The 24,902-nt window shown below is 69.6% G+C and carries 19 protein-coding genes and 1 pseudogene; 15 read left to right on the top strand and 5 right to left on the bottom strand.

What is annotated here, in order from left to right; translation table 11 throughout:
• Positions 1-35: 35 nt before the first annotated feature.
• The 13 genes from OG392_RS00290 (at position 36) to OG392_RS00230 (ending at position 16,349) form a co-directional block, all read left to right on the top strand.
• Positions 36-4,892, top strand: a complete 4,857-nt coding sequence (locus OG392_RS00290) for a DNA repair ATPase (RefSeq protein ID WP_329274140.1) — start codon at positions 36-38, stop codon at positions 4,890-4,892.
• 21 nt (positions 4,893-4,913) lie between these two features.
• A complete protein-coding gene (locus tag OG392_RS00285) occupies positions 4,914-5,144 on the top strand; it encodes a hypothetical protein (protein ID WP_329274138.1) in 231 nt (76 codons plus the stop codon).
• Positions 5,145-5,282: 138 nt separating this feature from the next.
• Entirely contained in the window at positions 5,283-5,714 is a 432-nt protein-coding gene (locus OG392_RS00280) for an NfeD family protein (protein WP_329274135.1), read from the top strand.
• Positions 5,715-5,717: 3 nt separating this feature from the next.
• A complete protein-coding gene (locus OG392_RS00275; protein WP_329274133.1) occupies positions 5,718-6,776 on the top strand; it encodes an SPFH domain-containing protein in 1,059 nt (352 codons plus the stop codon).
• Between the two features lie 416 nt (positions 6,777-7,192).
• The gene (locus OG392_RS00270) at positions 7,193-8,737 is read left to right on the top strand and encodes an alanine/glycine:cation symporter family protein (RefSeq protein WP_329274131.1); all 1,545 of its coding nucleotides are present in this window, start codon (positions 7,193-7,195) and stop codon (positions 8,735-8,737) included.
• A 228-nt stretch (positions 8,738-8,965) separates the two neighbouring features.
• Positions 8,966-10,267, top strand: coding sequence for a Na+/H+ antiporter NhaA (nhaA, locus tag OG392_RS00265; RefSeq protein ID WP_329274129.1), 1,302 nt, complete (start codon positions 8,966-8,968; stop codon positions 10,265-10,267).
• Between the two features lie 364 nt (positions 10,268-10,631).
• On the top strand, positions 10,632-11,207 hold the full coding sequence (locus tag OG392_RS00260; protein WP_329286982.1) for a DM13 domain-containing protein: 576 nt from the start codon (positions 10,632-10,634) through the stop codon (positions 11,205-11,207).
• Between the two features lie 909 nt (positions 11,208-12,116).
• On the top strand, positions 12,117-12,389 hold the full coding sequence (locus OG392_RS00255) for a hypothetical protein (protein WP_329274127.1): 273 nt from the start codon (positions 12,117-12,119) through the stop codon (positions 12,387-12,389).
• 286 nt (positions 12,390-12,675) lie between these two features.
• Complete coding sequence (locus OG392_RS00250; protein ID WP_329274124.1) at positions 12,676-13,926, top strand: cation:proton antiporter; 1,251 nt, start codon at positions 12,676-12,678, stop codon at positions 13,924-13,926.
• Positions 13,913-14,362 carry a CBS domain-containing protein gene (locus OG392_RS00245; RefSeq protein ID WP_329274121.1) on the top strand — a complete coding sequence of 150 codons (450 nt, stop codon included), beginning with the start codon at positions 13,913-13,915 and terminating at the stop codon, positions 14,360-14,362. The genes OG392_RS00250 and OG392_RS00245 overlap by 14 nt, the downstream gene beginning before the upstream one ends.
• Before the next feature lie 40 nt (positions 14,363-14,402).
• Positions 14,403-14,579 carry a hypothetical protein gene (locus tag OG392_RS00240; RefSeq protein WP_329274118.1) on the top strand — a complete coding sequence of 59 codons (177 nt, stop codon included), beginning with the start codon at positions 14,403-14,405 and terminating at the stop codon, positions 14,577-14,579.
• Positions 14,580-15,335: 756 nt separating this feature from the next.
• On the top strand, positions 15,336-15,566 hold the full coding sequence (locus tag OG392_RS00235) for a hypothetical protein (protein ID WP_329274116.1): 231 nt from the start codon (positions 15,336-15,338) through the stop codon (positions 15,564-15,566).
• Between the two features lie 459 nt (positions 15,567-16,025).
• Complete coding sequence (locus OG392_RS00230) at positions 16,026-16,349, top strand: helix-turn-helix domain-containing protein (protein WP_329274113.1); 324 nt, start codon at positions 16,026-16,028, stop codon at positions 16,347-16,349.
• 229 nt (positions 16,350-16,578) lie between these two features.
• On the opposite strand, the gene OG392_RS00225 is transcribed toward OG392_RS00230, so the two are convergent.
• Entirely contained in the window at positions 16,579-17,208 is a 630-nt protein-coding gene (locus OG392_RS00225; protein ID WP_329274109.1) for a hypothetical protein, read from the bottom strand.
• Positions 17,209-18,974: 1,766 nt separating this feature from the next.
• Between OG392_RS00225 and OG392_RS00220 the strand changes: the two genes are divergently transcribed.
• Positions 18,975-20,111, top strand: a complete 1,137-nt coding sequence (locus tag OG392_RS00220; RefSeq protein ID WP_329274106.1) for a hypothetical protein — start codon at positions 18,975-18,977, stop codon at positions 20,109-20,111.
• A 104-nt stretch (positions 20,112-20,215) separates the two neighbouring features.
• On the opposite strand, the gene OG392_RS00215 is transcribed toward OG392_RS00220, so the two are convergent.
• The 4 genes from OG392_RS00215 to OG392_RS00200 form a co-directional block, all read right to left on the bottom strand.
• A complete protein-coding gene (locus OG392_RS00215; protein ID WP_329274103.1) occupies positions 20,216-21,016 on the bottom strand; it encodes an ATP-grasp domain-containing protein in 801 nt (266 codons plus the stop codon).
• 166 nt (positions 21,017-21,182) lie between these two features.
• The gene (locus tag OG392_RS00210; RefSeq protein ID WP_329274101.1) at positions 21,183-21,428 is read right to left on the bottom strand and encodes a hypothetical protein; all 246 of its coding nucleotides are present in this window, start codon (positions 21,426-21,428) and stop codon (positions 21,183-21,185) included.
• 73 nt (positions 21,429-21,501) lie between these two features.
• Positions 21,502-21,627, bottom strand: a complete 126-nt coding sequence (locus OG392_RS00205; protein WP_329274098.1) for a hypothetical protein — start codon at positions 21,625-21,627, stop codon at positions 21,502-21,504.
• A 120-nt stretch (positions 21,628-21,747) separates the two neighbouring features.
• Positions 21,748-23,514, bottom strand: a complete 1,767-nt coding sequence (locus OG392_RS00200) for a hypothetical protein (protein WP_329274096.1) — start codon at positions 23,512-23,514, stop codon at positions 21,748-21,750.
• Positions 23,515-24,032: 518 nt separating this feature from the next.
• On the opposite strand from OG392_RS00200, the pseudogene OG392_RS37440 reads away from it, so the two are divergent.
• Positions 24,033-24,899, top strand: a pseudogene (locus OG392_RS37440) (terpene synthase family protein); the annotation flags it as partial.
• Between the last annotated feature and the right edge of the window lie 3 nt (positions 24,900-24,902).

Here is a 24,902-nt window from a genome sequence, read left to right as displayed (position 1 = left end):
ACCCGCATCCATCACGGGACAAGGAGCGGATCGACATGAGCACCGGAATCGACCAGGACACGTACGCGGTGCTGCGCGACCGTCTTTCGGCGCAGGCGGCCGAGCTGGCCAGGCGTGCCGAGGCACTCAACACCGCTCGTACCGCCGCCTTCGGTGCCGGCGGTCTGTCTCACACCGGCACCGACAGCATCCGCACCCGGGGCGCTGGGGTACTGCTGGACGTCGCCGCCGTCGGGGACGACGTCCTGTTGTTCGGCTGCCACCCGGCCTCCGCGGTGAGCGCCGAGCCGTCGGTCGCCGACGTCTTCACGCTGCACGACCGCGACCTGAATCCGCTGCCCGAGGAGTCGGTGCCCGGACTCCTCGACGACCCCGGCTTCGTACGGGAGTTCTCGGCACTGCACCGGTACTTCCGAGGCGCGCGCCTGCTCCGGCTCAGGCGCGTGGAGGGCCGGCTCCTCGCCGTCTTCCGGACCGGGCAGAAGGCCGGCGACATCCGCGTCCTGCGCTGGTCGATCGGGCCGTCCGGCGAGACGCGGTTCCTCGACGCCCAGGGAGAACGCGACCACGTCGTCCCTCCCTCGCACGACGTGGACTGGATGGAGACGACCCGCGACGACCATGTCCAAGGGCGGCACCCGCACATCTCGCTCGACGACCGCATCTTCGTCTCCACGGTCGGCGGGGCGCTGACGGTCAAGACGGAGAACGACACCGAGAGGGCCGAGGGGGTCTACACCGAGCCGGTCGACGAGCCGCTGCAGGCGCTGGCCGACGCCGAGGTCGCGTACGCCACCGTGGGCCCGCTGATCCTGCTGCGGGTCCGCCCGTACAAGGAGGACGCCGTCCGCCACCTCGTCTTCAACGCTCTGACCGGGAGCGTCGTCCGGCTCGACGGACTCGCTCAGGCGTGTCTGCGACTGCCCGGGGACGAGGGGGTCGTGTTCCCCGGTGGCTACTGCCTGGCCTCCGGTGCGGTGAGGACCTTCGACACCGACACCTCGGGACTGGTCTTCGACCGACTGGTCCGTTCGCCCAACGGCGAGGACGTCCTCTTCGCCTTCCACACCCGGCCGGAGCGTCGCGGTCTCCTCCTTCCGTACAACCTGATCCGCAAGGAGATCACCCGTCCCGTCTCCTGCCGCGGATACGCGCTGCTCGACGACGGCACGATGGTCGTGCTGCGCGACGAGCCCGGCGAGCCCGGCCGGGCCCACCCCGTGCAGATGTGGCGGACCCCGTACGTCTGCGACACGCACGTGACCCCTGCGGTGGACGGTCCGCTGGCCCGCATCGGCAACGCGGATCTCGTCCGGGGCATTGCCGACTGCCTGTCGATCGCCCGCCAGGCCACCGAGCCGGCCCCCGCCGGCGAGGTCTACGAGGCACTCGTCACCGCCTGCATACGTGCGAGCGACGTCCACCACTGGCTGGGAGACCCGGAGACCGGCGACCTGCGCACCCCGCTGAACCAGCTGCGGGCCACCACCGCGCAAGTCCTCGACGAGTTCCGGACCGTGACCACGCTCACCCGGCAGGCCGCGGAGGCTCTCGACGAGTCCGCCCAGCAGGTCGGCCGACTGGTACGGCGCATCCGGGGCGAGGCACCCGCCACGGCGGAGGAGTGGATCTCCCGGATCACCGAACTCCGCCGGGCACAGGGCCACCTGGTGACCATGAAGGACATGCGGTACGCCGACACGGCACGCATCGACGTCCTCGCCGGGGACGTCGAGGCCGACATCGCCGCAGCGGCCCAGCGGGCAGTCGCCTTCCTCCAACGCGAGGACGCCTTCACCGCCCACCACACCGAGGCGGAGCGGCTCGCGACCGAGGCCGGCGCCGTCACCACCGTGGCGGGCACGGGCCCGGTCGCCGACATGATCGACGCGCACACCGCCGGCCTGCGGACCCTCAGCGAGATCATCGCCGGCCTCGACATCGGCGACGCCACCGTCCGCACCTCGATCCTGGAACGGATCGCCGATGTCCTGGGCGTGCTGAACCGCGTCCGGGCCCTCCTCGCCGCCCGTCGCGCCGAACTCCTCGACCAGGAGGGCCGGGCGGAGTTCACCGCCGAGTTCGCCCTGCTCGGACAGGCCATCACGGGAGCCCTGGCCACCGCGGACACCCCGGACCGCTGCGACGACCACCTCGGCCGGCTGCTCCTCCAGCTGGAGAACCTGGAGTCGCGGTTCGCCGAGCACGACGGCTTCCTCGGCGAGCTCGCTGACAAACGGGCCGAGATGTACGACGCCTTCACCGCGCGCAGGCAGTCCCTCCAGGACGCCCGCGCCCGCCGCGCGGAGCGCCTCGCTGCATCGGCCGGCCGCGTCCTGGAAGCGATCGCCCGGCGCGCCGCGACCCTGACCGACCTGGACGAGGTGAACACGTACTTCGCCTCCGACCCCATGGTCGCCAAGATCCGGCACACCGGCGCCGAGCTGAGGGAACTCGGCGACGGGACACGGGCGGAGGAACTGGAGGGCCGACTCGGCGCCGCCCGGCAGGAAGCCGGACGGGCGCTGCGGGACCGTACCGACCTGCTCTCCGACGGCGGTGCCACGATCCGGCTCGGCCGGCACCGCTTCGCCGTCAACCGGCAGACCCCCGAAGTCACCCTCGTGCCGCACCACGACACCCTCGCCCTCGCCCTCACCGGCACCGACTACCGCGTTCTGGTCACCGGCCCGGCGTTCGCCGAGACCCGCCGCTTCTGGGACCGGGCTCTGCCCTCCGAGTCACCAGAGGTCTACCGGTCCGAACACCTTGCCGCACGACTCCTCGCCGAGCACGGCCCCGGCAGCCTGGCGGGCGAGGACCTGGCCGCCCTCGCGCGCAGAGCCGCCGAGACCGCGTACGACGAGGGGTACGAGCGCGGCGTCCACGACCACGACACGGAGCTGATCCTCAAAGCCGTCCTCCGTCTGCACGAACGGATCGGACTTCTCAGGTACCCGGCCACCGCGCGCGCGACCGCCCAGCTCTTCTGGGCCCACGCCACCACCGCTGACGCCCGCGAGCAGTGGACCCGCCGGGCGCAGGCCCTGACACGGGCCCGTGACCTGTTCGGCGCGGAATCGGCCCTCGACGGGCTGCGGAACGAGTGGGCCGAGGAGATCGGCGACCCGACGGCCGCCGCGTACCTGATCGAGGAACTCGCCACCGCTCCGGCGGGCTTCGCCGTCTCGGACGCGGCACGCACCCTGCTCGAGAAGTTCCGCCGCGCCGTCGACACCGCCGCCTACGACGACGCCCTCGCCTCCCTCACCGAGCCGCGCGCGCGGCGCCAGCTCGTCGAGGCATGGCTCACCGCCTACGCGTCGGCGTCCGGAGAACGGTTCGACGAAGGCATGCTGGCCGAGGCCGTCGCGGTCGAGCTCTGCCCGGACCTCGACCGCTACGAGATCGCCGCCCCCACCACGGAGACTGTCACCGGACTCCTGGGCAGCCACCCCCGCGTGGAGGGACGTGCTCTGGAGCTGCGCCTCGACGAGTTCCTGGCCAGGACGGCCGCGTTCGCCGCCGAGGACGTGCCCGCCTTCCGCGCCTACCAGCGGCAGCGGACGGAGCTCGTCGAGGCCGAGCGCGGACGGCTCCGCGTGGACGAGTACCGCCCCCAGGTCATGTCGTCCTTCGTCCGCAACCGGCTCGTCGACGAGGTCTACCTTCCCCTGATCGGCGACAACCTAGCCAAACAGCTCGGCGCGGCCGGAGACGCCAAGAGGAGCGACTCCCAGGGCCTGCTGCTGCTCCTCTCCCCGCCCGGCTACGGCAAGACCACGCTGATCGAGTACGTCGCCGAATGCCTCGGCCTGCTCTTGGTCAAGGTCGACGGGCCTGCTCTCGGGCAGCGGACGGTCTCCCTCGACCCCGCGGAAGCCCCCGATGCCGCTGTCCGCCGGGAACTGGAGAAGATCGCCTTCGCCCTGGCGGCGGGCAGCAACGTCCTGCTGTACGTCGACGACATCCAGCACACCTCGCCGGAATTCCTGCAGAAGTTCATCCCGCTCTGCGACGCCACCCGGACCCTGAACGGCCACGACCTGCGCGGCAAGCGCTTCGCCGTCTGCATGGCGGGAAACCCGTACACCGAGTCGGGACAGGCCTTCCGCGTCCCCGACATGCTCGCCAACCGGGCCGACGTGTGGAACCTCGGCGACGTCCTCACCGGCAAGGAGGAAGCCTTCGCCCTCAGCTTCGTCGAGAACGCCCTCACCTCCCACCCCGTCCTCGCCCCGCTCGCCGGCCGCGAGCGCTCCGACCTGGAGCTCCTGACCCGGCTGGCGGCCGGCGACCCGACCGCGCGCCGCGACCGCCTCACCCACCCCTACGCCCCGGCCGAACTCGACCAGATCCTCTCCGTCCTCCGCCACCTCCTCACCGCCCGCGAGACCGTCCTCGCCGTCAACGAGGCCTACATAGCCTCCGCCGCCACCGCCGACGCGGCCCGCACCGAACCGCCGTTCCAGCTCCAGGGCTCGTACCGCACCATGAACAAGATCACGGCCCGTATCTCACCCGCCATGAACGACGCAGAACTCGCCGCCGTCGTCGACGACCACTACACCGCCGAAGCCCAGACCCTCACCACCGAGGCCGAGGCCAACCTCCTCAAACTCGCCGGCCTCCGCGGCACCCTCACCCCGGCACAGGCCGCCCGGTGGGCCGAGGTGACCGGCGCGTACACACGCACCCAGGCGATGGGCGGTTCCGGAGACGCCCCCCTCGCCCGGGCGGTCGCCGCTCTCGGCCTGCTCGCCGACCGCATCACCGCCGTCGAGACGGCGATCACCCGCGCGACGGACCCGCGCCACCTCCTCGCGCGCCCCGTCGGGCGGCACGCGATACACCGCGCTGACGCATCCGCTCCCGAACACCGCCAGAACTGACGCAGGAAGAGGAGAAGCCACATGGCCAGGCCCCTGCACGCGGCGATCGGGGAGCGCCCGATCCTCTGCCTGATATGCGGCAACGACACGTTCCGCGAGCGGGAGGTGAAGCTGAACAGCACGGGAATGGAATTCTTCAACATGGCGTGGGCGAACGAGTCGGCCACCGGATTGATCTGCTGGTCGTGTGGCTACGTCCACCTCTTCGTCAACCGCGACCTCAGGACGTACCGACAGAAGCGGGAGCACTGAGGCTTGTCGGCCTGCCCGAGCGCGCTTGGAGCAGGGCGACGAGCCTGACCGAGCGTGCCTCTCCGCAAAACGGGGTAAAAGCCCCAAAGGGTGCGCTTTTTCCGTCCTCCGCGGAGTCGCACCTGCCGGGAGAGCGCCATGGACCCATGGCTGGTCTGGTTGATCGCCGCAGGGGTATTGGCGGTGGCGGAGATCTTCACCCTCACCGCCGCGCTCGGGATCCTCGGCGTCGCGGCGGCCGTCACGGCGGGAGCCGCCGCATTCGGGCTCTCGCCGCCCTTGCAGCTCGTGGTCTTCACCGCTCTGGCCGCCACCAGCCTGTTGTTCGTGCGCCCCGTCGCAGCGCGCCATCTGCTCAGGCCGCAGACCGAGCGCTTCGGCACGGACGCGCTGGTGGGCCGCCCCGCCCGTGTCGTGTCGGAGGTGACGGGCCTGGGCGGCAGGGTCCGCATCGGTGGCGAGGAGTGGACGGCCCGCGCCTACGACGAGACGCTGGTGATACCTCCGGGGGCGACCGTCGACGTCATGGAAATCGATGGCGCCACCGCCGTCGTCTACCCCCGGGAGTGAGTCATGGACGTGCCGGGACTGCTCATAGCCGGTCTGATCCTCGCGGCGCTCGCGGTCTTCACCGTGGTGCGGGCGGTACGCATAGTGCCGCAGGCACGGGCCCGCAACGTCGAACGCCTCGGCCGCTACCGGCGCACCTTGAGGCCGGGCCTCAACCTCGTCATCCCCTACGTCGACCGCGTCTATCCGGTGATCGACCTGAGGGAACAGGTGGTCTCGTTCCGGCCGCAGCCGGTCATCACCGAGGACAACCTGGTCGTCGAGATCGACACCGTGCTGTACTTCCAGGTCACTGACCCGCGGGCGGCCGCCTACGAGATCGCCGACTTCCTGCAGGGCGTCGAACAGCTCACCGTCACCACCCTGCGCAACGTCGTGGGTTCGATGGACCTGGAGAAGACCCTGACCTCCCGTGACACCATCAACAACCAGCTCCGCGGCGTGCTCGACGAGGCGACCGGCAAGTGGGGGCTGAGGGTCAACCGCGTGGAGATCAAGGCCATCGACCCTCCGCAGTCCATCAAGGACGCCATGGAGAAGCAGATGCGCGCCGAGCGCGACAAGCGGGCGGCGATCCTGGGAGCGGAGGGGCAGCGCCAGTCGCAGATCCTGACCGCCGAGGGAGACAAGCAGGCAGCCGTGCTCCGGGCGGAGGGCAACCGCACCGCCGAAATCCTCAAGGCCGAGGGGCAGTCCCGGGCCGTCGACGAGGTGTTCCAGGCCGTCCACCGCAACGACCCCGACCCCAAGCTCCTCGCCTACCAGTACATGCAGATGCTGCCCCAGCTCGCCCAGGGCGCGGGCAGCACCTTCTGGGTGATTCCCAGCGAGGTCACGTCCGCGCTCCAAGGGGTGTCCCGCGCCTTCAACGAGGTGCTGCCCCCGTCTCCGGCCGTCCGGGAGACGTCCGCGGAGGACAGGGCCGCCACCCAGGCGGCCGACGACGCGGCGCAGGCGGCGGAGGCCGCTGCCGAGGCACTCGCCGACGCGGCCGAAGTCGACGCCGACACATATCCCTTCACCGCCGGCCATCAGGAGCAGCAGGGGCCAGAGGGCAGCTAGAGGACGGCCGGCCGAGCCCCCCGTCGCCCGACACCTCTCTCCTGGCTACAGGAGCGTTCAGTCAGGCGCTCCTGACCAGGGAAAATAAGTGCACGGTGAACGGGTAGACCTGTCCGGATAACGGTCGCGTCACGACTCCTGCACTTTTCGTAGATCACCGTGAGTAAGGTGACATGCGACACATGATGGGGGTGGGTTGTCGTGGTAGGAATGCGCAAATCCGCAGGTGGCACCACCCCTCGCCTGTCCTGCGGGATGCCGGGCACGTACCGGCAGCACGACCGAGGTGATCACGCTCCGAGTCCACGGAGGCCGATCACCCGGGTCGCCGACCGGACAACGGCGTTCGCTCACAGACCGCACCCCCACTGGCGCTGCCTCCCGCGCGCCGGTCCTGCGCTTCCGAGGTCCCCACCGTGTCTCTCGATTCCCTCACCCAGTCCGTCGACAAGGCGGTCAGCGGCTTCTTCGAGCCGATAGCCAGTCGGCTCGGCGAGATCGTCTTCTACTCCGTGCCCGTCGCGGGCACGGAGCTGCCCCTGATCGTGGCCTGGCTCGTCGTCGCCGGTCTCGTCTTCACCGGCTGGTTCGGCTTCGTGCAGTTGCGCAAGTTCCGCCTCGCGATCGATGTGGTGCGCGGCAAGTACGACGAGAAGGGGTCGGCCGGCGAGGTCAACCACTTCCAGGCGCTGACCGCCGCCGTCTCCGGCACGGTCGGACTCGGCAACATCGCCGGTGTGGCCGTCGCCGTCTCCATCGGCGGGCCGGGTGCCACGTTCTGGATGATCCTGTGTGGCCTGCTCGGCATGGGCACCAAGTTCGTCGAGGTCACCCTCGGTGTGAAGTACCGCGAGGTGCACGCCGACGGCACCGTCTCCGGCGGCCCCATGCACTACCTGCCCAAGGGCCTGGCCGAGCGTTTCGGCAAGAACGGCAAGACCCTCGGCAAGGTCCTCGCGGTCCTCGCCTCCTTCATGATCCTGTTCTTCGGCCTCTTCGGTGGCAACCTGTTCCAGGTCAACCAGTCCTACGCGCAGCTCGTCTCCGTCACCGGCGGCGAGGACGGTGCCCTGGGCTCCTCCGCCGGCGCCCTGTTCTTCGGCATCCTGATCGCCGCCCTCGTCGGCATCGTGCTCCTCGTCGGCATCCGTTCCATCGCCTCCGTGACCAGCAAGCTCGTGCCCGCGATGGCCGGCATCTACATCGCCGCCTGCCTCGTCGTCATCGCCGTCAACGCCTCCGCCGTGCCTTCCGCGGTCTCCACGATCATCGAGGGCGCCTTCAACCCCGAAGGCGTCGCCGGCGGTGTCCTGGGTGCGCTGATCATCGGCTTCAAGCGGGCCGCGTTCTCCAACGAGGCCGGCCTCGGCTCCGCCCCGATCGCCCACTCCGCGGTGAAGACCAAGCACCCCGCGAGCGAGGGCCTGGTCGCCCTCCTGGAGCCGTTCATCGACACGGTCGTCATCTGCACCATGACCGCCCTGACCATCGTCATCGCCAACCCCGCCAGCTATGTCGAGCTCCGTAACGGCGGCGAGTCCATCGGCGGCGTCACCATCACCTCCGACGCCTTCGGCACGGTCATGCCCTGGTTCCCGTACATCCTCACCGTCGCGGTGATGCTGTTCGCGATCTCCACGGTCCTGACCTGGGGCTACTACTGCATGAAGGCCTGGACCCACCTCTTCGGCCGCAGCAGGGCCAGCGAGCTGACCTTCAAGGTCCTCTACACCGTCTTCGCGGTCGCGGGCTCCCTGCTCACCCTGCAGACGCTGATCGACATGGCCGACGCGGTGCTCTTCATGCTCGCGGTCATCAACATCATCGGCCTCTACCTCCTCGCCCCCGTCGTCAAGCGCGAGCTGAACTCCTTCCTCGCCTACGTGAAGAAGCGCGACGCCGGCCTCGACACGAACTCCGACGGGGAAACCGACCAGGAGCCGGTGAAGACCACCGTCTGACCGCCCCGGCGGCCCGGCTCCCGAAGGCCCTGCCTCTCACCTCGCGCCTTGGTGAGAAGCGGGGCCCTTCACCCCGTCTCGGCAGCTGAGAGACGCCCTGGCGAACCCCACGAGCACTCGATAGGGTGTGAAGAACGCGTCAATGTGACGCGCTGGTGTGCCGGGAAGTCTGGTCGGCGTCGAGGGGCCCTGTGCCCGCCGTCAAGCCACCCCGGAGACCTTCCCTTCATGACGCAGTCACGCCCGCGCAAGGTGATCCTCGGCCTGCTGCCCTGGCCGGAACGACAGGCCGTCGCCGAGGCCCTGCGCACCGAGACCGTTGGCGGACTCGTCCTGCTCGCCGCCGCCGTCGTCGCCCTGATCTGGGCGAACAGCCCGTGGAGTGCCGCGTACGAGTCCGTGCGCGACTTCCACTTCGGCATCCCCGCCCTCGGCCTGGACCTCTCCGTCGCTCACTGGACGGCCGACGGCCTGCTCGCGGTCTTCTTCCTGGTCGCCGGCATCGAGCTGAAGCGCGAATTCGTCGTCGGCGAACTGCGCACCCCCGCCACCGCCGCCCTGCCCGTCGTCGCGGCGGTGTGCGGCATGGCCGTCCCCGCCGCCCTCTACGTGCTCACCGTCACCGTCGGCGGCGGGAGCCTTGAGGGCTGGGCCGTGCCGATGGCCACGGACATCGCCTTCGCGCTGGCGGTCCTCGCCGTCCTCAGCACCCACCTGCCTTCCGCGCTGCGTGCGTTCCTGCTCACCCTGGCCGTCGTCGACGACCTCGGCGCCATCCTGATCATCGCGGTCTTCTTCACCTCCGACCTCGACTTCTGGGCCCTGGGCGCAGCCGTCGTCGGACTCGTCGTCTTCTACGTGCTCCAGCGCCTCCGGGTGCGCGGCTGGTGGTGGTACGTGCCCCTGGGCATCGCGGTCTGGGCGCTGATGTACAACTCCGGCGTCCACGCCACCGTCGCCGGCGTCGCCATGGGCCTCATCCTGCGCACCACCCGCGACAAGGGGGAGACGGCGTCCCCGGCAGCCAGGGTCTCCCACCTCGTGCACCCCTTCTCCGCGGGCGTCGCGGTCCCCCTCTTCGCGCTGTTCGCCGCAGGGGTCGGTGTCTCGGGCGGCGCCCTCGTCCACGTCTTCACCGACCCCGAACCCCTCGGCGTGGTCATCGGTCTCGTCGTCGGCAAGGTCCTCGGCATCTTCCTCGGCACCTACCTCGCCGCACGGTTCACCCGCGCCCAGCTAAACCCCGACCTCGCCTGGGCCGACGTCTTCGGCCTCGCCACCCTGGCCGGGATCGGCTTCACCGTCGCCCTCCTCATCGGCGAACTCGCCTTCCCGGCAGGCCCCGAAGCCGAACACGTCAAGGCCGCAGTCCTCGTGGGCTCCCTCACCGCCGCCGCCCTCGCCGCCGTACTGCTGCGCCGGCGCAACCGCATCTACAAGCAGTTGTGGGAAGACGAAGAGCGCGACGACGACGCCGACGGCATCCCCGACATCTACCAGACCGGCGCGCGACCCGGCAGCGCCGGGTGAACGGCCGGGGTGTGGCGTCGGCGCTGTTCGGTGCGGGCATCGTGCTCGCCCTTTCTGGTCATCCACACCGCCGTGCACGAGATGAAGCAGCCGGGAAGTGCCCGGCAGGAGTGGGCGTTCCTCCGGAGCGGGCGAGCACTCTTCGTGCTCCTCTTCACGGCCGCGGCGCTGGGCTCCCTGTGCTGGCATCTCTCCGGCCCGGCGCACTTGCCCTGGGCAGGTCTTGCGGCTCTCCTCGTGGCCCGCATCTGCCACAAGGAGGGGACGTAAGACTTTCGTCACCCGCCGGGTTCTTTCGCGTAGGCGCCATGCAGCGTTTGATGACGGTCAGATGATGACGGCGAGCAGAAACGGGAGAGTGCCATTGGAACGGGGCCGGAGCAGGAAGCCGTGGGTGGGCCTGGTGGCCGCCGTGGGAGTGGCCGTGGCGGCAGGGCTGGCGTGGTTCAAGCCGTGGGCCCTGTGGGTGGACGAGACGGTCCATGAGGCGCTGCCCTCTGCGGTCGCGCCGTCCACGACACCACCCACCGGCACACCGACGACGGACCCGGGCCCTTCCGCTTCGGTGACCGCGCCGCCCGCCGGACCGGTCACGGTCGCGCAGGGCACGTTCATCAGCCATGAGCACGCGACCACCGGCACGGTGAAGGTGGTCCGTCTCGCCGACGGCACCCACACGCTGCGGCTGGAAGGACTCGACACGAGCAACGGCCCCGACCTGCGCGTCTGGTTGAGCGACGCGCCGGTCAAGGAGGGCAAGGCCGGGTGGGGAGTATTCGACGACGGCCGGTACGTCAGCCTCGCCAAGCTCAAGGGAAACAAAGGCGACCAGAACTATCCCCTGCCCGCGGACGTCGACTGGTCGACGTACCCCAGCGTCAGCATCTGGTGCGACCGGTTCGACGTCTCCTTCGGAGCTGCCGCCCTCGCCCGCGTCTGACCGGCCGGAATCTGGAGTCGATCTGCGGCGCGATGCGCACCCAGGGCTCCCTGACACTTAGTGAGACTGTTCCTGAACCCTGAGCTGCACATCAACGGCCGCTCGTCCGGAATGAGACTTCTGGGTAAGCGTTCGGGGAACGGTCACCGTGACCGTTCCCCGAACGGAAACGGGTGGGGCTCACGTGACGGAAGCAGCAGATGCAGCGTACGCGCCATGGCACTGCTCATCATGAGTGCCATCCAGGGGCTGCGAAGCCCGGCAGCTTGATCGATCTGAAGGTGGTGGCCGCCACCTTCTTCCTGGGCCTGCCGGCTATCAGGTTACCGAGCTCACGCGTGCCGGGGGCCAGGAGAAGGCGCTTACCGATCGGCCAGGACGAGCAGGCCGGCGCCATCGGGCGGTTCCGTGACCGTGTGTCCCATCTGGACCAGCAAGCCCGTCACCGCAGCCTGGACGATCGCCGGCATGCTGCCTGGGGCCGTGGGCTGTTCCCTCACCAGCGCAGAGAACTCGTCCGAGGTCGTCCATTTCACCACCACCCCAGTCGGCGCCTCCGTCACGGCAAGCCCTGACCAGCCGTCCTCCGCATCGTCACCGTCCAGGTGGAATCCCGCCTGGACCAAGGCGTGCCGAATCTGCGTAAGGAGAAGGGAGGACGCAGACGGCATAAGGCCTCACCTGCCCCGATCCATCGGGATCATGCCAACGGGATCAGCGACAGGCGCTTACACCGCGTGGGACGCATGGAGGGTGGCTCGCACGGTGCCGAGCGGCTGATCACGGTCAGCCCCGTCCGGTGTCGTACGTGCGGCCCCAGGGGTTCTTCGACTACCCGACGGGTTCCTCGCCCGACAGGTAGCGCTCCAGACCCGTCTGGCGCATCATCGTCCGCACCTACCCTGAGGCGTGGGTGACCCTGAACCCGGTTCCCTGGCCGCGGGCTCCCCGGGCGGCGAGGAACAGAGTGAGGGCGCCGTCAGGACTGAGATGCGTCACGCGGGACACGTCCACTTCAAGCACCTTCGGCTCTTCGCGCAGAGCCGCGCGCAGGACACGGCCGGTGCCCTGCACCGTGTCGGAGGCGAGGTCGCCCTTGAGGCGGAGCACAAGGAGTTCCCGGCGGGGACGGAACCGGCGCAGCACAGCGCGCGAGCCACGGCGGAGACGCCCGGTCGGTGACATCGGCGGCATGAGGGAGCTCCAGGGCAGGCGTCGGCAGTTGCCGACCAGACTTCCCGGCGCACCTACTGCGGACGATACGCGCCGGAGCGCCCGCCTGTCCGTCAACCAAGGCCATCGGCGCCGCCTTGGTTGCCGGGCCCGGCAACCAATAGAAGGGTTGGCTGCGCGTCAAGAACCTGTCAATGCCGCGTATGGAAGGCGTAAGGTCCGTGGCGGAGTGCCGGGAAGCCTGGTCGGCGAACAAGGGACACATGTCTTGTCTGCCGATCGGGGGATATCCGCCATGGTGCTCGTCGCCGTCTTCGGAGCCGCGCTGCTCGTCGCGGTCCTGCTGTCCGGGCTCGCCGCCCGTACCGTCCTGTCCACCTCGCTGCTCTTCCTCGTGGGCGGGGCACTGGTCAGTGACGGCTTCCTCGGGCTGATCCACATCTCGCCCGAGAGCGAGATCGTGGCGGTCACCGCCGACCTCGCCCTGTTCGCCGTCCTGTTCACCGACGGTATGCACGTGTCCTTCGCCAAGCTGCGCGCCAACTGGCGTAATCCGGCAAGGGCATTGGGCCTGGGTATGCCGCTCGCCTGCGTCGGCATGGCGCTGATCACCCACTACCTCGTCGGCCTGGACTGGACGACCTCGTTCCTCGTCGGCGCGGTCCTGGCACCGACGGACCCGGTGTTCGCCTCCGCGATCGTGGGCCGCAAGGAGGTCCCCGCCCGCCTCCGTGAGCTCCTCAACGTCGAGAGCGGCATCAACGACGGCCTCGCACTGCCCGTCGTCCTGATCCTCATCGCCGCCGCCGGTCCGACCGCGGCCGGCGCCGAGGCGTCGTACGGAAGCATTGCCCTGGAGCTCGGCCTCGGCCTCGCCTTCGGCGTGCTGCTGCCCCTGATCGTCAACGGGCTCGTACGCTTCCGGCTGCTCGGCGCCGAGCCCAAGCTCCAGCCACTCCTTCCCCTGGCCACCGGCATCATCCTCTACGCCGCCTGCCACCTGACCCACGCCAACCCCTACCTCGCGGCCTTCTCCGCGGGTGCCGTCCTCGCTGCCGTATCCCCGGAGTCGAAGAACGCCTTTGAGCCGCTGGGGGAGTCGCTGGCCGAACTCGCCAAGTTCGCCGCCCTGCTCGTGTTCGGAGCGCTCCTCACGCCGCAGCTCTTCGGCGACCTGTCCCTGGGCGGATACGCGGCCGTGGTCCTCGCGATCGTGCTGATCCGGCCGGGCTCGCTGTTGCTCTCGCTGTGGGGCACCCGGATCGACCGCCGGGAGAAGCTGGTGGCGGCATGGTTCCGGCCGAAGGGGTTCGCCTCGGTCGTCTACGGCCTGCTGGTTCTCCAGGCCGGCATCCCACAGGGGCAGGAGGCGTACACCGTGATCGCGGTCTGCATCGCCTTCTCGATCATCGCTCACAGCAGCACCGACGTCCCCATTGCCCGCCTCTTCCACGTCGACGACCTCGTCGAGGCCGGCACCACGCCCCAGCCCCGTCCCTGCACCGAGCCGACGACCACCGAGGCCCTTCCTCATGCACGCACGTGAACTTGCCTGGCCCTCCACCCCCGTGCACCCGCACGTCACCTTGAGGGAGGCCGCGGAACTGCTGGTCCGTGAACGGTCCCCGGCTCTCGTCGTCGTGAGCGAGGACGGTCATCCGCTGGCGGTCGTTCCCGCGGCTGACGTCCTGACCGCTACCCTGCCCGACCCCGTACGGGAGGACCCGCTCCTCGCCGCATCGGCGAAGGCATCTCTCGACGACGCCGTGCGGGCCCGTGCGGCGCATCTCCGGCTCACCGACGTACTGCCCAAGCACCTGCCCGCTCCGGCCGTCGTGAGCCCCGCTGCCTCACCCCTCCACATGGCCTCGCTCATGGAACGGACCGGCAGCCATCTCGTCGTGGTCGTCGACTACCGCGACGAGCGGCCCGAACTCCTCGGCACCGTCGACGCGGCCACCCTGCTCCAGCACTACCTCTGACCGGCCCGCCGGCCGCACCGACCAACCCCTGGGGACAGCCGTGAACACCAAGCGCCGAGCCGCCACCACCCTCGCTCTCGTCGGACTTGTCCAGGCCACGATCGGCACCGCCTTCACCGTCGCCGAGAGCAAAGAGTTCGGCGCCCCGTTCTTCTGGAGTGCCGCGATCAGCTTCTCCTGCGCCTGGTTCGCCGAGCGCCGGTCCACCACGTCATGACCCTGCGGCGACGGACGATCCGGCACAGGGTCCGGGGAGCGCTCGCCGCGCTCCTGGGCCTCGCCGTCCTTCTGGTCGCGGCGTCCGGCCTGGCGGTCGTACCGGAGACGGCAGCCGACGAGCGCCTCTATCTCCAGGCCGCGCCCTGCCCGAGCGGCAGCAGCCCGGAGCCGACGGATGACTGTCTCCACGCTCGCCCGGCGCGCGTGGCCTGCATCGTCATCCGGGACGAACCGAAGTACGAGGAGTTCACCCTTCGTCTGCTGAAGGCCCCCGGACTACCTGATGAGATCGATACGGGCAGTGCGGGCCCGCTCCTCGACCACCTCACTCCAGGTGAAGAGGTCACCGTCACCCTGTGGCGCGACTACGCGGTCTCCGTGGCACGGGGAGGAACCGTCCAGAACACAGCGGATACGCCGGAAGGCGAGGCGGTGTTCGTCACCGCCGGCGCCCTCGCCCTATCCCGGCCGGAGCCTTCCTCCTCCATACCGGAGGTTCCGCGCTCGTCCGTGCCCGCATCTGGGCCTGGGACGGCGCCCCCGCCGTTCTCGTGGTCCGCGCGAAGTGGGCTTTCGGTTCCGCCCTGTGCGCACTGCCGGCCTTGGTCCTCGGCGACCTGTCCGGGCGGGGGCCCGTCGCCGCGATCGTCGCCTGGTGTGCCATGGTCCCGTTCGTCCGCTGGTACCTCCGCCGGCAGTTCGGCCGTGTGCACGGCAGGCACGCACGCCCCCTCACGTCAAGGAGTCCGATGCGATGAACGACGACGAGCCCGTCTTCAAGAAGAGCAAGTGGGGCACTAATCGGTACGTCTACAACGCCAACAATCCGATCGGTCGCGCCCTGATCATCGCCAGCAGCGTCCTCGCCATCGTAATGATCCTCCTCATGGAGAACCACGCGGGCCCGTTCGCGCCGTCCCCGTCACCCAGTTGGAGCCCGCCCCCGTCACAGGACCCATGGCTTCTCCCCTCCGGCGCGCCATGACCGGCACGGCCGTGCATGCGAAGAGGCTCAGCTGCGAGGTCTGTGCGGAGCCCCGCTCTCACCAGCGCGCCGGCCGATGACCTGATCACGTAAAATGGACCGTAGCGAGACCCGACGGCGCGCGGTCGTGGCTTCGACGACGGGCATGACCACGGCCCTCCCCGTGCCTTGCTCGGCGCCGCCTGAGCCGTCTGGTGAGAGGCCTGTCGTCAGGGGCACGTGCTTTGCGTGCCTGCCGCTCAGGGGCGGCTGCCATTCCGGTGTCCGATGATCGGTGGCTGCGGCCCGCAACGGCAGCCGGCGTCGGCTTCGACCCTATGACGCCGGAGCCGCAAAAGCAGTCCCCTATGACTCCCCAACCCCTATGCTTGTTCCATACTTGCAACAGCGTCGAAGTGACGTCCGGAAGGTCGGGGCGCGGAAGGGTATGGGCCCATGGGTGCGTGGGATGATCTCGGCATGCCCAGGAGCAGCAACGACCAGGTGCCGTGCCACTACATGGTCGACGGCTCGTGGCCTCATGCCGCTCTCGCGCCGGACGCGCCGGTCAGTGCCCACTACTGGCAGGCCTTCGCGCGCAACCTGGAGCGGGCCATGGCATCCACCGGGCATACCCTGCGGACTCTCGCGGAGTCGACAGGGGTGACCCACTCCACGGTCAGCCGGGTGCTCAACGGCAAGGTCATGCCCGACCTCGGGACGCTCGCCCGCCTCGAAGCGGCCTTCGGGTTCCAGCTCTGGCCGGGGCCGACCGCGCTGCCTCCCGGGCCGTCCGTTCGCTGACTCGACAGGCCGCCGCCGCACCGCTGGAGCCCCGGCCCGCCCGGCGGATTCTCGGCGGCGGTCCGGCAGATCCCGGCGCCGCGCCGATCTTGTAGGGTCGGCCGCAGCCCGTGCCGATATGGCCTACGCGGGTGAGGCCCGGCGCCCAGGGGTACACCCCCGGGGGGCAGTACCGTCGGGCCGCCTCAACCCTTCCGGCCGTGGCTACCGCAAGCAGCCGCTACCCCGGTCAGCCTCCGGGAAGTGCCTCCGGGGCCGGACGGCGGTGCAGGAAGTGCCGTCTGCGGGGCGTGGGCGCGGGAGGCTCCAGGGCAGAGCGCAGAGCGGCATGAAACGCGCGCATCGCCGCCCCCGTTCGATCGTGGTCTCCGGAGTGCTGGACGACGGCCTCGTACAGGTCGGTGGCGGCAGGGCTGAGAGCTTCGTTGCGGAGCAGCGGTGCAACCGCTGTCCCCAGCCGCGCGAGGGGCGCGGCGAGCGCAGCCGCAGAGAGCCCGCTCTCGTGGTCCCAGCCGTAGATGGTCCGGGCTGCCTCACCGGCCGCTGCGAAAGCCGCCGGCCGACCCGTACGGCCCGACTGCCCGTAGGCCACGGCCCCGTGTGTGAGAGCGCGGAGGGCGACCCGGCCGCGCGCTGCCCACCCTCCCCAGACGTGATCGTGAGTGTCCCCGGCTATCTGCAACGCCAGTACGGCGGCCACCAGCTCATCAGCCTGGGCTTCGAGCGCCGCGCGCTCTGCGACGGAGTCCTTCCGGGCTTCGGCGTGACGAGTGCGCCGCGCCGTCTCCAGGGAACCGAGATACAGGACCGCCACGGTGCCGGTGACCGTGATGCCTGTGGTGAGGAGAGAGATGTCCATCGGGACATGATCCGGAATCCCGGGGCTCCCGCACGGGGATTTCCGCACAGAACTTGCATTCTACCCGTGGCGGGCCTGCGTAGAGCGGGAGTTCAACGAGCGGAACGCCGGTGACGGCGGAAGACGCGCGTGTGGCCTCCCGTGGGGAGCCGGGAGGCTGGCGTGGCCCCGCCCTCGCGGGCGACGCAGGACGGGGCCGTGCGGTGTCGCATCCAGGGATGTTCCGCACGGCCCACACTGCCACCGGGTGCTGCGGGTGCTGCGGGTGCTGCGGGTGCGCCAGATCCGTGCATAGACCAAGCCAGAGGCATATATGGGGTGGTCAGCGCTGTCCTGCGAGCCGTTGCAGCTCAGGACACGGCGCCAGGCCGGTCATCCACGGCGGAAGACCGCCCGGGGTCGTGTCCTGCGGACGCCGCCATGGGTTGATCTCGCTGTGGCGACTGATGAGCCGGTGACCGGCGCCTACCCGGACGCGGACGAGACCCGCCTGCCCCTGCTGACCGCGGCGGAGGCCCGGGACGCGGTCGGCTACATGCAACTGCTGGAGTCGCCCGACTGGCTTTGTTCACGAGACCGACAGCACTTGTTTACGAGTTTGGGGTTCTGGCCCAAATCTTGGGGAGCGATCGCGGAGGGTGAAAGCTTCGTTCGATTGCAAGGAGGGGCGGCGACCTGGGGGACCGTCACCGATCACGCATTCTGGTCCACCACCAGCGCGTCGTCGCCCACTCGTTGTAGTTGGGCTCCGGCAAGGTGCGGCGCTCGAATTCCTCATCGATACGCGTGATCAATCGGCCCAAGTCCCGTTTGGCTCCGGGCGGAAGGCACAGCATCGCCCACTCCAGGTCATCACGGGCATCTCCCACCCCGGGCGAATCAAACGCGGAGCCGTCCAGGTAGCATCCGGGCTCCTTAAAAGCCCACTCGAAACACGAGAGTGCCTTGGCGACCGCGTTGGGCCACATCTCCTGGTCTTCGACCCGGCGGATCGCTGCACGAGTCCGTGCGGAGACACCGGGGACCCTCAGGACCGGATACTGCCATCGTGGCCGCCACCGCTCTGCGCGGACGGCTTTGGGACGCCTACGCGGCATCGCCCTTTCGGATCAACATGAGGCCATTCTGTCCCGGCTGGGCACCTGCATGCACTGGCTATACGCCAGCCGCAGCAGGGGTTCCTGCCACCCGGTTCTCGCGCAGCTCTTGGGGAACATCGCGAAGTGTTACTGGAGAAGGATCATCTTGCGGAGTAGGTCGAACCCGGCGCGGCCGTAGAGCTGCCGCTGGCGACACGACCGTGCACGCTACGGGGTGGGCCGGTGCCACAGGTGCCGCCGGGACGATCTGCCCCTGCACGCGGAGCAGGGGATGTGTCGCTCATGCCTGGCCTACATACGTGACGGCGGCACCGGGTCGGCACCGGCGGCCTTCACGCAACTCGCCTTCGCCGGAGTGCTCGCGCATCAGCTGAAGCGGCGGGCCGGGGAGCTGGGCTTCGTCGTCCACAACCGGTCCGGTCCGACCTCACGTGCACGCGCCCGGCCCCACACCGAGCCCTTCCGGGAGGAGCCGACGGCGTCGGGGAACACCGCGGAGCAACTGTCACTGTTCCCGATGGCGCGCACCTGGCGGCGAGAGTACTTCGGGCCCGTCCTCGCGCTCCCCCGCTGCCGGCGCGGGCGCAGGAGCTGCTGGACATCTTTACCGCCGCCTACCCTCGGGCGCAGCTCGCCGACAAGCGGAACGTGCCCAGCGGCGCAGCCGTGGTGCTGCACACGTTGCTGACCCAGCTGGGGCCGCACTCGCCTATCCCCGAGCGAGACGTCCGGTTCCTGGCCAGTACCGTCGCGGCCGGAACCGCGGCCACACGCCGCGTCATCTCCTTTCTCCAGACGCACGCCCTGCTGGAGGCGGACGAACTCTCCGAGACGCTGGCCCAGCTGCTCACCGAGATCCAGCACCGAACACGCCCGCCCGTACCGAACCTGAGCCAGGAACGGCGCGACCGGCACGACGAGAAAGCCCTGAACACGCGGATCGCTCAGCTTCCTGATCCGGTGGCCGGCCAGCTAAGTGCCTGGGTGCGGGTGCGGGTGCGGCGCGGCCGCGGACGCTTCCGACACGCTCCGGTTTCCTTCCGGCGCATCCGTCACGACCTGCGCATCGCGTGGCCAGCCCTGACTTCGTGGACGTCGTCCGGACTCGAACTGCGACAGGTCACCGCCGAGCACATCACCAGCGAACTCGCCCGGCATGCCGGCAGCATCGCCCGCGGGCTGCTCAGCGTGCTGCGCGGCATCTTCCGAGCCTTGAAGCAGGAGAGGACGATCTTCATGGACCCCACGGCCGGGCTACAGCTGCCCGCTGGAGTGCACCTGCCGCGGCCGCTGCCCACCGATCGGCTGGCCGGAGCCCTGGAACGGCTTGATGGTCCCGCCGCGCGCCTCATCGTCGGCTTGGTCGCCATCCATGCCGTGCGTGCCGCGGAGGTCGCCCGCCTCGACCTGGCCGACGCTGACCTCGTACGCCGGGTCCTGGCCGTGCGCCGCGGCAAGGGCGTACACCGCGTCTACCTCGACGAGCTGAGCGCCGATTTGGTGGCCGACTGGCTGCGTGAGCGCCGCCGCCGCTGGCCCCAGGCGACCAACCCGCACCTGCTCATCACCTCTCAGACCTATCGACACCCCGGCTCTCCACCGATCAGCTACGGCGGGACGCGAGCCGCGTTCGATCAGGTCGGCCTGCTACCACGGCAGGTGTGGGCCGATCGTGTCCTGGACGAAGCCCGCGAGACCGCCGATCCGGTCCGCCTGGTCCGCCTCTTCGGCATCCACCCCAGCATCGCCGTGAAGTACGTACACGCCGCCCACCCGGACAAGGCCCTGCCCCGGATCCGCTGACCGATCGGCTTACCAAACACCGTCGTCGGAATAAAACGCCCTTTCAAGCGGGTCGGATCTCATTCGTAGGACCAGATCGGACCCGCTTGAAAAGTAGGGCAAGCTCAGGAACGCTTGACGTGTGCCACGAACTCGTCCATGACCTGCGCCGCGACGTCGATGCCGGTGGCGGCCTGGAAGGCGTGCCACTGCGGCGTCGAGTTCCGCTCGATTACCAGATACCGGTCTTCTCCGGTCGGTTCTCTTCCGGTCAGCGCGATGTCCCAGCCGACGAGGCCTCGGCGCCCGGGGATGCCTGCGAGGTACTGACGGATCTTCTGGACGTCCCGCGCGGACGCCGCTTCGAACAGCGCCCCCGTGGCGGCGTTCCTGACGATCGTGTCCGGGTCGGCCAGCTTCTCCGCGACGCCCAGCAGCCTCCCGTTCAGGGTCACCGCGCGGTACTCGGCGCCGATCTGGACGAAGTTCTGGATGATCATGTCGTTGTGCCGGACCGTGGACACCGAAGCCAGAAGCTCAGCCATCGTGTCGCAGCGGTGAACCCCGTCGCCTTTGCTTCCCCGGGCGGGTTTGACCATGACCGGGAACCGGACGTTCGCACGGCTGAGCACCAGGTCCAGTTCGGCCGCACCGAGGGGGCGGTTTCCGCTGGCCACGACGGCCGAGGCGATGCCGACTCGGGTGAGCGACGGCTTCGTGTGCGTCGGCAGTTTCGAGGGCGGGCCGCGGAATCGGCTCGCCGGGTCCAGACAGAAGTTCCCCGCGGCCTCCAGGGCGGAGAGCGCTGCCCCGACGAGCGGGCGTCCGGCTCCCGCCACTCCCCGGACGATGCATCCGTCTCTCTCGCCGAGGATCTCTCCCTTGACCAGGACCGTAGGAACGGCTCCGGCGGGTGCGGCGATCATGATGTCCGCAGGAGCCGCCGGCACGAAAACGATGCCGCGTTCTCGCGCCGCGCGCCTGAGGTCGTCGATCTCCGGGGTACTGGGGGCCAGGGAGGATCCCGGTGTGAACCGGTTGGACAGCACGCAGATTCGCAAAGGAGACGCCGCAGAGGCCGCCCACACCCGGTCAGGCGTCGTCATCGTCCTCTTCACCCTCGCCCGGCTCGCCGTCGTCCCCTTCGTCCTCCCCGTCTCCGAGAACCTCTTCCTCCTCGTCTTCCTCGCCTACGGCGTGTACTTCTGGGACGTGGGGATTCTCGTCTCCGGAGACGCTGGCGGTCATCGCCGATGGCATGCCGAGGAGCATGGTGAGGTCCAGGCCGTCCAGTCCGGGAGCGATGACGTCGAGGTCGTCAGCGAGCAGCAGAGTCATCGGAAGTTTTTCCTTCGATCGGGGCGCGAAAAAGATGCCTTGCGGTTCATGACCACATGATCATGCGTGACCTTCACAGCGGGATCAGGAGCAGCCTTGAGGGGGCCACCAGCGGCAGGATGCAGCGAATCCGCGTACGGGTGTTGGTGACGAGAAGCCTCAGGGGGCACCGGTACAGCCGCTTGGCGTGAACGATCACGGTCGGCTAGTAGAGGGTGTCTGGCCAAGATCCTTGCCACCCTCCGGCTCTGTGTGCCCTGCCTGGTGTGGTCGGGCAGGGCACATGGTGGGCAGCGGTGGTGCCGTGTGGTGCGCTCGGTCAGACGGTGAGCTTGGCCCTGGTCGCGCTGCACGTCACCCGGGCGTAGAACGTGCTGTCGTTGTGCCCGTCGTAGGGGTCGGTCCAGTAACCCCTGGTCTTCTCGGTCTTGCCCGACAGAGCGAAGGTGTAGGTGCCGGGCGCCGGGTCGTGGATGACGTGTTCGGCGAAGTACCGGCCTGAGTCGTTGAAGCTGCCCGAGAATCCGGGGGTGTCCAGGATCTGGCCGTCGGGGCCGTTGAGCCACGTGTAGCCGGTAACGAACGCGCGGGAAGGGCTGTTGAACACCGGGCGCTCGTCGTACCAGGAAACGCCCCAGAAGTATTCGGCGTTGGCGTCCCAGCGCAGGATGAGGGCTTTGCGGCCGTTGTCGAGGACGGCGGGGGTCATGGACACCCGGTGGCGTACCCGGCACCAGCCGGCTGTGCCGTAGTCGGTAGTGAGGGGGCTGTACACCGTCGTGCCGCGGCTGACGACCTGTGGGGGCTTGGGCGGTGCGGGCGGGTCGGAGGGCTCCCAGCGGTCGATGCCGCGGTGTACCAGCAGGAGTCCTTCGCGCGGCGCTTTGTCGGGGCCTTCGCGCAGGACGACCAGGGCCGGGGTGTTGTCGGAGTCGTGGCCGTCCAGGTCGGTGCCCTTGTCCCAGCCGCGGGCCTCCGTGTAGATGGCGTGTCGCAGCTTGCTGCTGCCTGCGGCGGGGTACACGGCGTGGAGCTTGCCGTCGTAGGAGGCCAGCGCTGCGGTACGGGAAGAGCGGTGGGTGGCGGGCAGGGTGCCCTTGTCGCTCCAGGTTGTCCCGTCGAAGACGGCGTGGGCGAGGGCATCCTTGGTACCGGTCAGGCGGTGGACGAGGTGGAGCTTGCCGTCGTGGGCCGCGAGCGAGAGGTTCGCTTCGGCCCCGGCCTCCTCCTCGTCCTCCATGTCGGTGATGCGGGACTCGTCGATCGGAGGGGTGGTGAGGGCCTTACCGTTCGCCACGGCGGCCTTCCAGCCGTGGTGGATATCGGTGACGACCTCGTGGACCAGCCGAGCGGGATCCACGTCCGTGCCGGTGTCGAGGTAGAGCAGGTGGAGCTTGCCGTCGAGGGCGGCGAGCGCCGGGGCCAGGAACATCCGGTTCTCCCGATGGGAGGAGCGGGTCAGCCAGTCGATCTCCTGCCAGGCGATCGTGCCGTCCTTGGCCTCACCCACCAAGTAGTACAAGCCCACCCAGCGGGTCCAGTAACTGCCATCGCGGCTCCACTGCGACCGGGACACCACCATGTGCCAGTAGCCGCCGTAGTACGCCAGTGCCGGAGTCTCCTCGCTGATCAGAGGCCGGTCGGCGTACGCCTTCTCCCACGGGGGGCTTTCCTTTTCTCGTTCCCCTGGTTGGAGCGGGAAGGTGAACTCGGTATCCGGTGTCCACTTGCGCGCCGCCTCCAGCGCCTCAACCGCCCGGTTCACCTTCGCCGACCACCGTGTCAGCTCCGCGTCCGACGCCTTGTCCGGCTCGGCCAACTCCCCGCGGGCGGCCTCCAGCGCCGCGACGAACGGCTGGACCGCGGAGGGTGTGAAGGACGTCCACCGGATCGGCAGAACCCTGCCGTCGTACTGGCGTGCGCCACGGTGCACACAGCACACAGTGCCGTTGCCCGCGGCCAGCGCCGGCGCGGCGGCGCTGAGGTGGTCGGCGAACGCCACCCCGGTACTCCAGCCCCCGGCGGTGGTGTACATCGCCCGCCGCAGGTTCTGGTCGTCCTCTTCCTTCTTGGCTTCGTCGGCCACAAGCCCTCCTCGCGTAGACCCGTCACAGCCCTCACGCACCTACCGCGCCCGGGCACCACCCGTCCGCCGGCATGCCGCTCGGGCCCGCCGGACCAGGCGAGTTCTGTCCCAGCCAACCACCCGCACTACGGGCTGTTGGGTGACGCGGCGTAGCACGCCATCAAATGTCCGGATCTTGCTGCGAAGGCTGAAAAGCCTGAGGCCAGCTGGAGGCATCCCCGACGCCAGCTGACGTGGGGTGGTAAGAGGACGCCCTCATTGCCCCTCGGATTACCCCCGACGGGCCCGCCCGCCACCGCGAACTCGGAAGGTACCGGTATGGCTCGTGAACAAATTCGGTGGCCCCTCGTCGTGGATCGCGCTCGGGAAATCGTGGACGGGTACGCGCCGCTCCAGGTGACCTTGAGGCAGCTCGTGTACCGCCTCGCCGCTGAAGGCGTGCTGCCACACACTCCGCCACCGCGAACGCCGCCCCGCAGTGCGTGTCGAGGCTCGATAGTTGTCACTGTCGGCACCCGATGGCTTTGGGCGGCTCGGTGTGCGATGAGGATCACAATGACTTGCCGGTGGTGGTGGCGGTTGGGCAGGGCATGAACTCTGTTCTGCCTGCTGAAGACATGCCGGTCCTGCCTTGGACGGGTGCATCCGAGGGCCCGGTGGGGCCCGGCGTGTGCAGTGCCGGGTGGCAGGCGGGGGAGCGGGGCGCGCGTGAGTGGGTGAAGCGGTGGCGGCTGGCGGATGATCCGGCCCAGGAGCGGCGGATGGCCCGTATGGGGCATGGACGCATGGCTGGTTTCACGGTGCCGTCGGCGTCGCCCGCCGAGCTGGGACTGCTCGCGTGCTGGGGGGCGTTCATCACTCTGGTGGATGACGGCTTCGACCGGGACCCGGAGCGCGTCTCGGCGGCCGAGGTCCGCAAAACGCTCGACCCTCTGGTTGCGGTGGTCACCGGGACCGGTGAGAGCCCGGCGGGCGGTACACCGGTGGTGGCGGCGTTGAGGGAGTTGTGGGAGCGGACGTGCGTGGGCACGCCGCTCGGGTGGCGGGCGCGGTTCGCGGCGTGTTACGCCTCGTTCGCGGAGGCGACCGTGCAGGAGGCGCGGTGGCGGGAGACGGGCTACGAACCGTCGCTGGAGGAATACCTGCGCCTGCGCCGGCGCACGATCACCGTGGTGCCGCTGCTGCTGGTGGCGGAACGACTGGTGAATGAGTGGCCGCCGGTGGAGGCCTTGCACGAGGCGTGCGCCGATGTGGTGGCCTGGACGAACGACTTGATGGACGCCGGCTCTCCCCGCCCCGGCGAGATCACGCTGGTCGACGTGCTGGCCCGCACGCGGGACGTGAGCCGCGGGGAGGCCGCGGTGATGGTCCGGGAGATGATCGAGTCG

Source organism: Streptomyces sp. NBC_00691, assembly GCF_036226665.1.
In the GTDB taxonomy this organism is placed as follows: domain Bacteria; phylum Actinomycetota; class Actinomycetes; order Streptomycetales; family Streptomycetaceae; genus Streptomyces.
The sequence above is the reverse complement of the archived record's forward strand: the minus strand, read 5'-3'. Positions and strand labels throughout refer to the sequence as shown.